The following is an 8,221-nucleotide window of genomic DNA, read 5'->3' as shown; positions in this document are numbered from 1 at the left end:
GCTTCCAGTTAGTTCTTGGGATACGTATAACCAACTTGTAGGGGTTTTCCAGCACTGTAAGGCCTCGTTTAAACGGGACGTATCCCGAAGAAATGCCGGGTACAACACTGGTGCTTACACGTGAGTCATGAACTGCAAATGGCGTAAATTCTCCCATTTGATCGTCATATAAAAACCGCTGGGGAGGAATGTTAAGCGTATTTCCTGCCAGGTCCGTAACGATGAAATTGAAGGTGAATTCTTCATCAAGATCACTTGAGGGCATGCCAGCCTGGGTGTTCATATCTTTAATCCACGGATAGAACGCACGTTTATTGGCTGTGTCATAACTCAGGTTATTGTCGGAGACCACAGAACCATTACTTCGTTTAATGACAAGACGGATCTTGGCAATTCCACTAGCATCCTCAATACCGTCTGCAAATATAGAAAACTGGCCACTACCGCCTCGGCCCAACTCCCAAAGTGGCCCAGAAAGTACCATGTCGTAACCTGCGTTTTGACTCGGATAAATACTCTTATAGCGTGGAGGAGTTGTATCAACGATGAAATGATAAGTAGATGTGCTCACTACAGTCTGGCGAATATCCAGAGTTTCATTGACTACAGTAAAGGTCCCTTCTCCGAGCGCCGGTAGAACCATATCCTTTCCATAGTATTCTGTTCCATCGGCAGCAACGATACGATCTGCAACGCTCGTTTTGGTCGAGACGGAGGAATACATAACCTTTTTATCGCTGTCTCGTGTGACCGTCACTCGCTCGTACCGATCAAGACCCGATATCAAGTTCAGAGTCAAAACACCAGCGGGATTAAGATATGTTTGTGTTGCAGGCTTAATATTCCGAACAGCCTTATTGGTATCTGTAAATGAGTAGCTAAATACCTGAGCATGTGCCGAAGATACAGTAGCAAGGGCAGTTGCAACCATGCAGCCAATTAGAGTTTTACGCATATGATGCTCCGGGAATAGGTTATAGCCTTATTCTACGGATTCAGCCTACAAGGTCCGGTCGGATAAAGTGATAATTTGCCTGTTAAAAGAGACATCAAGTGAGAAAGCAACCAACGTACAGAATGCAAAATGGCGGCAGTGCATCTGGATGACGCAAAAGTAACTTTTTGTACCCACTTTTTTGGATTTTAGCCTTCAAAATGAGTATTCAACCAATCATAAAAGTAACTTTTGATAGACGCTGCTCCTTTATGTTTGCCAATTGTGCTGATATGTTTTTAAATTCAAGGAAGCGAGATTTTAAAAGCATCTGTTGAGTCAAATTTATGTAAAATAACAGGGTAACCATCACTTCTAGGTTGAGGAAACCCAATGTTATACATGCTCTTATGCTGTTTTCTGATGCTCAACAGTACATTCGTTATGTTCAGAGCAATGTCTGCAATAAGTAAAGGATCCGCTAAAGAAAACCGGTCTGAAATATCGCTGATAGTCCTAGCAACACTTGGAATTGCATCACCATTCATTGTCGCAATGATTACTATTAATGAAAGTATGACATCTAAAACAGTAACAGATTTTTCTTTGGGTGCTCAGTGGTCCGGAATGGTTTCAGCGGTAGCGCTAATGGGGTTATATGCTCGACGCGTTTGGAAAGAGAAGAAGTCCTTATTTACTGGCGCTTTCCTGGCCTCTTCCTTAATGGCCTTTATTTTTACTGACAGCCTTGTTTTCGTATCCCAGAAGGACACCGGCGTTCTGGCTACTTTCGTACTCGATAAAAACGCTGGAGATATTGATTGTAGTCGCCCGGCTATGATTGTCCATTACAGTAAAGGTGTTCCAACGGACTGGCGTTGCCCAACCAGTATCATGTTGATGGCGTATTCTTCATATCCTTTTTTACCTTGGCCTGAGTATAGCCATGGTACCAGCCAGTCTCTTACGGTTGTTATTGATACATTTATGGAAAACGCTGTTAATCTCAGTCAAAAATAATAAATAAACCTCTCTAGTGAGAGGTTTTATAAACCTGAGCCACCAATCTAATTAACTCTATATTTTTGTTTTAGCTTTTTTAAAGGTAGACTTACCGAATAAAACAGCAATTATAGAGCAAAGGCCTGGCGTTAGGACAAAAGCTAATAATGCACTGCCAAAACTTGTCATTTCAGGCACCACGAACCAGCTGATAGGCCACGTCAGGGCAGGTAAATTTAGCGGATCATAAAGCGCATGTAGAGCGCTTAACACACAGTAAAGTGCTAAAAAGCAAACTAGATAAACAACGATCCACATTTTAATTTGCTCAGCAATTTCAAATTTAGGACTGCCCATGCTTTACCTCAGTGGCTGAATATTGATGGTTAATATCTTTAATCACCCGTAAGCACTTAGTGCATACCTTAGTTCGATTTGTCTGCTTGTCCAGAGTGTATTTAACTTCAAGTTGACCTCCAGCATTAAGCAAAGTGAGCATCTCATCTTCTAACACGCTTCGGTAAATGGTCTTGTCCGAGAGTGTGCCCGGTAACGAGTACTCAACATAATTGTTTGAAACTCTTACCGATTTAGGGATTTTACCACTGAGCTGGATTTCATTCGTTGAAGGCATTACAGTTACTTTAATCACAGTTGCCGGTGACCAGAAATCCTGATAACGCACTTTATGAATTTTATCAGCTCTAAGGCCTAACCACACATTTCCGGCGATAAGAACAATAAGCAATCCATAAACTGATCGTCGAATGTTACGCCTTTTAATCACAATGTCCCCCATCCCTCAAATATCATTCTAAATAACTGCACCAGGATATCATGAGCGTAATTAAAAGAATTCTTCATAACCGGGGTTTTCAGTTGAGTTTGCGGACTCTTTACTTTGCGGTTTCTCGCCCTCTATTTGAGTATCCCTGACAGGTTTGGATTTACCCATGCTCCTCTGAAAGGTATCCATAACAAACTCAATATCTTCTTCTGGCAGGCTGGTGGGTTGGTTGCTCATAGGACTTCCTCTTGTTGAATACGTTCGGCGTACAGGATGCGAACCGAAACGGTCGTGTTTTCAAACTCGTTCTCAAAAACGTCCATCCATTCCGTCCGGAATTCTTCCCCCAGAAGGTTATCGAGCCCCTGAAGAGATAATGGAAGAACGGCTGCTAGAGATCCCCCGGCTGCGAGATGAGATGCAGCTGCCTGGAGATGCAGCCTGGCCCGGTTATCGGCAAAAGGTGGGTTCATCACGACATAATCAAACTTCTTCTGTTGATTAGACTTAGACCATGTGAGGAAGTCAGCTTCTGTCGTATCGTATCCCTTAGCCCGGGAGATAAGGCAATTCAAAGTATCAAGCTCGATGCCAGTAACGATCACACCGGCAGGGAATGATTTAAGCAAATCCGCATGGCCAATATTAGGCTCCAGGAGGGTATCCCCTTCCCCTGCACCGAGCAGGGAATATACATATTCGCTGATTCGGCAAGATGAAGGGTAAAACTGATGCGATACAATATCAGGCATCTCCCCTATCTGGCCGATGTAACGAATAACCTCACACGGATCATAGGAAAATGTCACATCGTATTTTGTTACTGTTGCCCCTAAGAACCGAAGGGTGTCAGCGGCAACACTCGAAGATTTGCGTTCGGCGAGAGACCCTAAAGATGTCCAGCAACTCCATTTATTGTCCCCGTCATTTTTAAACATTAGTTCAGAAAGCTGCATCCGGGTATCAAAGTCGATGCACTGCTTAAGTACAGGGAATGCCTCCAAAGATTTCTTGCTATGAGCCATGCGGTCGGCAGGTAATGCCAGCGGTACGATAGCTGATAAAATATTGTTAAGCCGCTCGGCGATATCAGGGTGGACGTCAATATGCATTGATCCATTTTTGTAAACCCTGAAACGAATACTGTTGCCATCGATGCAGATCCATTTTCTGAACCCCTCATGTTCGACCAACGCCTCAACCAATGATTTGGTGTTATGGATCGCCTTCACCTGTTCGCCACGGAAGAATGCGCATATAACGCGGAGCTCGCTCAGTGGTGAAATGCCAGACTCTTTAAAATCCACCCTTAATTTCTGCCAGGGGTATTTAGACGGCTCGCAAACTCCGGTAGTGATCATGCGGGTGGAGAACCCAAAAGCTTTGTTTGTCTTATGACTGCGGCTCAGAGACTGGAAGACGTCGTAAACCCTTTCTTTAATAAATTGATTGCGGTCATTAAGCAAAGCAACGACTGTGCCTACTACAGCGTCAGCTGTGAAATCAGGGATCACCTGAGGCGGCATAATATAGCGGTCGGCCGTAAACTGCTTATCCCATTCGTTACGTTTGGCATCCGACATGATAGGCAAAACATCAGTGAGTGCCATAACGCGTTTCCAGTATTCAGATCTCAGAGCGTTTTCCGCGAACAAGGCATCCGCTTCAGAGATACTGTGGTTGTAGCCTGAGAGATAAGAATAAAGTTTCTGGTGATTGTGGGTTTTGAACTGGACAGCCATGTGTTTCAACAAGCAGAGTTCATCATTATAGGACTCAACAAGATCCGCGATAATGCCGAGCTCTTTGCGCATATCTGGAAGAAATGTTTCAGAAGAGCTAACCACCAGGCTATGAGAGGTTGTTAAAGCCAGTACGCTGTGACCTGCATTATCGGGTTTAGCTTCAGAATCAAGAGATGACATTTTACCGGTCCTTTAGAAAAAACTTTTACCAGGATAGCAACGTCGCTCTGTAACCTAATAGGTTCAGTGACACGAAAAAGTTTTTTATGTCTCTGAATAAAACTTAAAGATGTCAACTCATAGAAAGAAGCAAAAAAAAAGCCCCGCATAAACGGGGCAAGAACGATACATGGAGGTTTAAAAAAGGCGGGCAAAAAGCCTGAATCCTTAATGACTCTGACAAAACCAACACTTTGCCAAAAGTAAATTATTCTGCGTCCGGCTGTGGGTCAGTATCCTGATCGGTCTCTTCCCCTGCCTTCTTAGCATTTTTTTTACGTGGGTATTTTGGCTTCTCACCATTAAGTTTTGCCTGACGATTCTCCGCACGGCGAAGCTGCTTGTTCTCTGATTCTGTGATCTCTTTTGAAAGATTTCTCAGCATCTCCAGAGTACTGCGGTTCAACGTAATGTTGATTTCTTCGTCAGCACTTGAATCTGTCATCTCCGGCAATTCAATATCCCCCAGTTTCTGTAATAAGCTGGTGGTGATGAGTTTGACGCCTTCTACGGCTTTTGTGGCAATAACCGGCGGAATCCGTGCTGGCTTGAAGTCTGAAGGTCTGACTCGTACCTGACCATGTTGGGTTTTTTTCACCGTGATGCCATTCGCATCGGCCTGCTCAAGTTCCGCGATCATCTTCTTGATACGTGAAATTGCTTCTGTTTCACCGAGCTCATCGATCAGTGAAAGCACGTTAACATACGAAATAGCGTCAGCATGAATCCATTTCTTGATAACAACAGAACAGGTTGTCAGGCGGATAAGAGAACTGATGGTCGTCGGGCTTTTATTTTCACGTTGAGCAATTCGTTCGAGTGACCAGCCAGCAAGAGAATGTAGGCGACGATAGGACTCGCCAAGCGCAACAGGAGAAAGCGCAAGACCACGGTTACCATCAATGGTCGCGAGCTCACAGCCAATTTCATCTTCTTTAATCTCAACGCAAAGGATTGTGATGTCATGATCTTCATCACATGCCATCATTGCGGCTTTTAAACGGCAGTGCCCCTGGCGAACAAAAGGTACCCCATCAATGACACGTACTCGGATAGGGTCTACATAGTCACCTCGAATGTAGGCATTCTTGATGTTGTAGATGTGTTCTTCAACCTCAGGGAGCTTATAGTAATCGTCACCCATTCCCATTTCGCGGGAGTTGAAGCCTGGCGTGACCTGAATTACTGAAGGGTGGATAGCCCATGCTTTCTGGTCACTTACTTCAGTACAAAGTTCAGGGTTTGCATCACGGAACTGTTTAAGCCCAGTGACGTAACGACCTGTGCCAGTAACTACTGAAAAGGCAACATGGGCCGTTTTAAAGACCTTGTCATTAGCTTGCTGTGTAGGTTCTGTCAGTAAAACACTCATAGGGGCTCCGTTACATTTTTCTGCTTACTTTCTGCGTAGCGGGGATACTACCGAAAAAAAAATCCATAATTTTTCGCAAAAAAGGTACTTTTTGAGCCTATTCTGATTTTTCACAAAAAAAGAGGGCTCCCCATTTCTTGTGATGGCATCAAAATCGCTTCATAAACAAAGACATAAATCCAAAACATAAAGTTCAGGTATCAGTGAGGAAAAATCTTATAAATCCGCAATGCTGAAAGTCAAAACTGTGCGTCTTAAACAACTTTTTTTTGCTCCCTAAGTTATTAGTTAAAGCCCGTGGTTAGGTACGATACCAGCACCTAAATTTCTCTCTCAGGTATAGACACTTTGACTCGACATCTCAGACACATGCCGATAATCAAATGGGCTGGTGGAAAAACGAAACTGATGCCTTTCATCAGCCATCACTACCCACACGATCATAGTTGCCGGTGGGTAGAACCCTTTATAGGCGGTGGTGCCGTTTTTCTGAACATGTTTGCACAAAATGCATTGCTTGCAGATAGCAATCCAGACTTGATCAACCTATACAGGACTATTCAAAGACAGAAAACTAACTTTATAAATCAGGTCCAAAACCTAGCGGATAAAACCTTTGTCGAAAAGGACTACTATGAGATGAGGGACCGTTTCAACAAAACCTGTATTTCTGGTCAACCGCTTCAAAGAGCGGCTTTGTTTTACTCCCTGAATCGCCTGGGCTATAACGGTATGTGCCGCTATAACTCAGAAAGAATCTATTCAGTGCCCTGGGGGAAACATACAGAACTGAAGCTTGACTTCAATAAAATAGACTACCTTTCATTTCGTCTTTCAGGTATTGAACTGATCACCGCTGGTTTTGAGGAGACTCTGGCCGCAACCGGCGAAGGAGATCAGATTTATTGTGATCCGCCATATGACAAAACAAGCAAAACTAGTTTTGTCAGTTACGATGGTAAACCGTTCAGCCAAAGCGACCACGTGCTGTTAGCAAATATGCTCGTTGACGCTCACAGAAAAGGCGCTGCTGTTGCGATATCAAATAGCCTGACACCATTCACTTTGGGCCTCTATGAAGAGCGTGGATTCGTCATACACAGACTCAGCGCTTACCGATCCGTAGGAAGTAAGCCAAATACACGGAAAACGGAAACAGAAATACTGGCCGTGCTGAAATAGAGTTAATTCTAATCAACGGGGCTAATCCATTCCTGAAAAGTTAATACCTCAGGGTGAGTTCGTTGAACATAAGGTATAAACTGAAGCTCTTCTATTCTCCGGTCGCCCCTCTTTCCTTCGCAAATAAATGAAATGAGTCCTTGCTGAGAAAGCCCAGTAAGGACGCTCATAAGTCTTATATTTAGAGTTTTAAGCTGTAAGTCGTTATTAATGTCCTCCACTTTATGAGAGCTCTGGCCTGAACGTTTAAGATACTCGTAAACCATGAAATTCGAATTTCGTCGTTTTAACAATTTTTCGGTTATGCATTCCTGAATGAAACCGCCAAGAGCATCTAAAAGCGGACTGAGAACTACCGGGAAAGTTAATGTGTAACTTTGAGAAGTTTTAGACAAAGTAAATGAATTTAGAAAGCTAAAGTTAAGTCTCTTTTTTGAATATGGAGCGTAAGCGACAAGAGTAGTTGACATAACAGTAAGTAAAGCTTCAAGATGTTCCACTGTTATTAATGTGGTTTTATCTGTATTTCTTAGATTATGGAAATCAATAAACGCTACTCTTGAACGGCTAAGCCAATCTTGTACTTTAATGTCGATAGAAAATTGCGATATATGATTTGAACATTCATTTTGGTTGATAGGGCATGCAGACGAAAGATGGTTATGGATTATCATGCATAGCACAAAAAAAGGAAATCGGCAGGCTGTGGGGCATTGAAAACCGGTTAAAGAAAGCTTAGACGTTTCATATGCGCTTACCGGAAAAGTAACTTTTCTTAACGTTGGCTTTGACGATGTTCTTGCATTTTTACAAATGAAACCGAGACCCAGATCATTGTGCATTTTAAAGTCCATCTCCATCATCACCTTTTAGCCTTAACTGTATGGTATTGGTATACAAAAAATTAAAAATTATAATTAATAAGATTATCATTTTTTTACTATTGAAAAGGTTGTGATAGAGGGGAATTTAAATGTAAA

The 8,221-nt window shown here is 42.9% G+C and carries 9 protein-coding genes; 2 read left to right on the top strand and 7 right to left on the bottom strand.

Going from position 1 to position 8,221, the window contains the following annotated elements:
• Positions 1-955: Ig-like domain repeat protein (locus tag ACVCAM_RS22780; RefSeq protein WP_447093672.1), on the bottom strand; the 955-nt coding region annotated here is incomplete at its 3' end.
• A gap of 372 nt (positions 956-1,327) precedes the next feature.
• Here ACVCAM_RS22780 and ACVCAM_RS22775 point away from each other — a divergent pair.
• A complete protein-coding gene (locus tag ACVCAM_RS22775; RefSeq protein WP_000966518.1) occupies positions 1,328-1,954 on the top strand; it encodes a hypothetical protein in 627 nt (208 codons plus the stop codon).
• Between the two features lie 57 nt (positions 1,955-2,011).
• Here the strand turns inward: ACVCAM_RS22775 and ACVCAM_RS22770 are convergent, their stop codons facing one another.
• From ACVCAM_RS22770 to ACVCAM_RS22750, 5 genes are all read right to left on the bottom strand, one after another.
• A complete protein-coding gene (locus tag ACVCAM_RS22770; RefSeq protein ID WP_000535423.1) occupies positions 2,012-2,293 on the bottom strand; it encodes a hypothetical protein in 282 nt (93 codons plus the stop codon).
• The gene (locus tag ACVCAM_RS22765; RefSeq protein WP_001805248.1) at positions 2,280-2,723 is read right to left on the bottom strand and encodes a hypothetical protein; all 444 of its coding nucleotides are present in this window, start codon (positions 2,721-2,723) and stop codon (positions 2,280-2,282) included. Before ACVCAM_RS22765 ends, ACVCAM_RS22770 begins: the two co-directional genes overlap by 14 nt.
• Positions 2,724-2,783: 60 nt before the next feature.
• Entirely contained in the window at positions 2,784-2,960 is a 177-nt protein-coding gene (locus ACVCAM_RS22760; protein ID WP_000070862.1) for a hypothetical protein, read from the bottom strand.
• Positions 2,957-4,648 (bottom strand): DUF4942 domain-containing protein, encoded by a 1,692-nt coding sequence (locus ACVCAM_RS22755; RefSeq protein WP_000096325.1) that lies wholly within the window; start codon positions 4,646-4,648, stop codon positions 2,957-2,959. Before ACVCAM_RS22755 ends, ACVCAM_RS22760 begins: the two co-directional genes overlap by 4 nt.
• 247 nt (positions 4,649-4,895) lie before the next feature.
• Positions 4,896-6,059, bottom strand: a complete 1,164-nt coding sequence (locus ACVCAM_RS22750; protein WP_000114860.1) for a hypothetical protein — start codon at positions 6,057-6,059, stop codon at positions 4,896-4,898.
• Between the two features lie 369 nt (positions 6,060-6,428).
• On the opposite strand from ACVCAM_RS22750, the gene ACVCAM_RS22745 reads away from it, so the two are divergent.
• A complete protein-coding gene (locus tag ACVCAM_RS22745; protein WP_001121574.1) occupies positions 6,429-7,241 on the top strand; it encodes a DNA adenine methylase in 813 nt (270 codons plus the stop codon).
• A gap of 8 nt (positions 7,242-7,249) precedes the next feature.
• Here ACVCAM_RS22745 and ACVCAM_RS22740 read toward each other — a convergent pair whose 3' ends face one another.
• Positions 7,250-8,104 carry a hypothetical protein gene (locus tag ACVCAM_RS22740; protein ID WP_000970401.1) on the bottom strand — a complete coding sequence of 285 codons (855 nt, stop codon included), beginning with the start codon at positions 8,102-8,104 and terminating at the stop codon, positions 7,250-7,252.
• Between the last annotated feature and the right edge of the window lie 117 nt (positions 8,105-8,221).

Source organism: Enterobacter sp. CFEC122, from assembly GCF_052983755.1.
The sequence above is the reverse complement of the archived record's forward strand: the minus strand, read 5'-3'. Positions and strand labels throughout refer to the sequence as shown.

What these genes read in the sequence shown, in the direction of transcription:
- ACVCAM_RS22740 (WP_000970401.1), bottom strand. Translation starts at nt 8,104, where the DNA reads ATGATGGAGATGGACTTTAAAATGCACAATGATCTGGGTCTCGGTTTC.
- ACVCAM_RS22755 (WP_000096325.1), bottom strand. Translation starts at nt 4,648, where the DNA reads ATGTCATCTCTTGATTCTGAAGCTAAACCCGATAATGCAGGTCACAGC.
- ACVCAM_RS22770 (WP_000535423.1), bottom strand. Translation starts at nt 2,293, where the DNA reads ATGGGCAGTCCTAAATTTGAAATTGCTGAGCAAATTAAAATGTGGATC.
- ACVCAM_RS22760 (WP_000070862.1), bottom strand. Translation starts at nt 2,960, where the DNA reads ATGAGCAACCAACCCACCAGCCTGCCAGAAGAAGATATTGAGTTTGTT.
- ACVCAM_RS22745 (WP_001121574.1), top strand. Translation starts at nt 6,429, where the DNA reads ATGCCGATAATCAAATGGGCTGGTGGAAAAACGAAACTGATGCCTTTC.
- ACVCAM_RS22750 (WP_000114860.1), bottom strand. Translation starts at nt 6,059, where the DNA reads ATGAGTGTTTTACTGACAGAACCTACACAGCAAGCTAATGACAAGGTC.
- ACVCAM_RS22775 (WP_000966518.1), top strand. Translation starts at nt 1,328, where the DNA reads ATGTTATACATGCTCTTATGCTGTTTTCTGATGCTCAACAGTACATTC.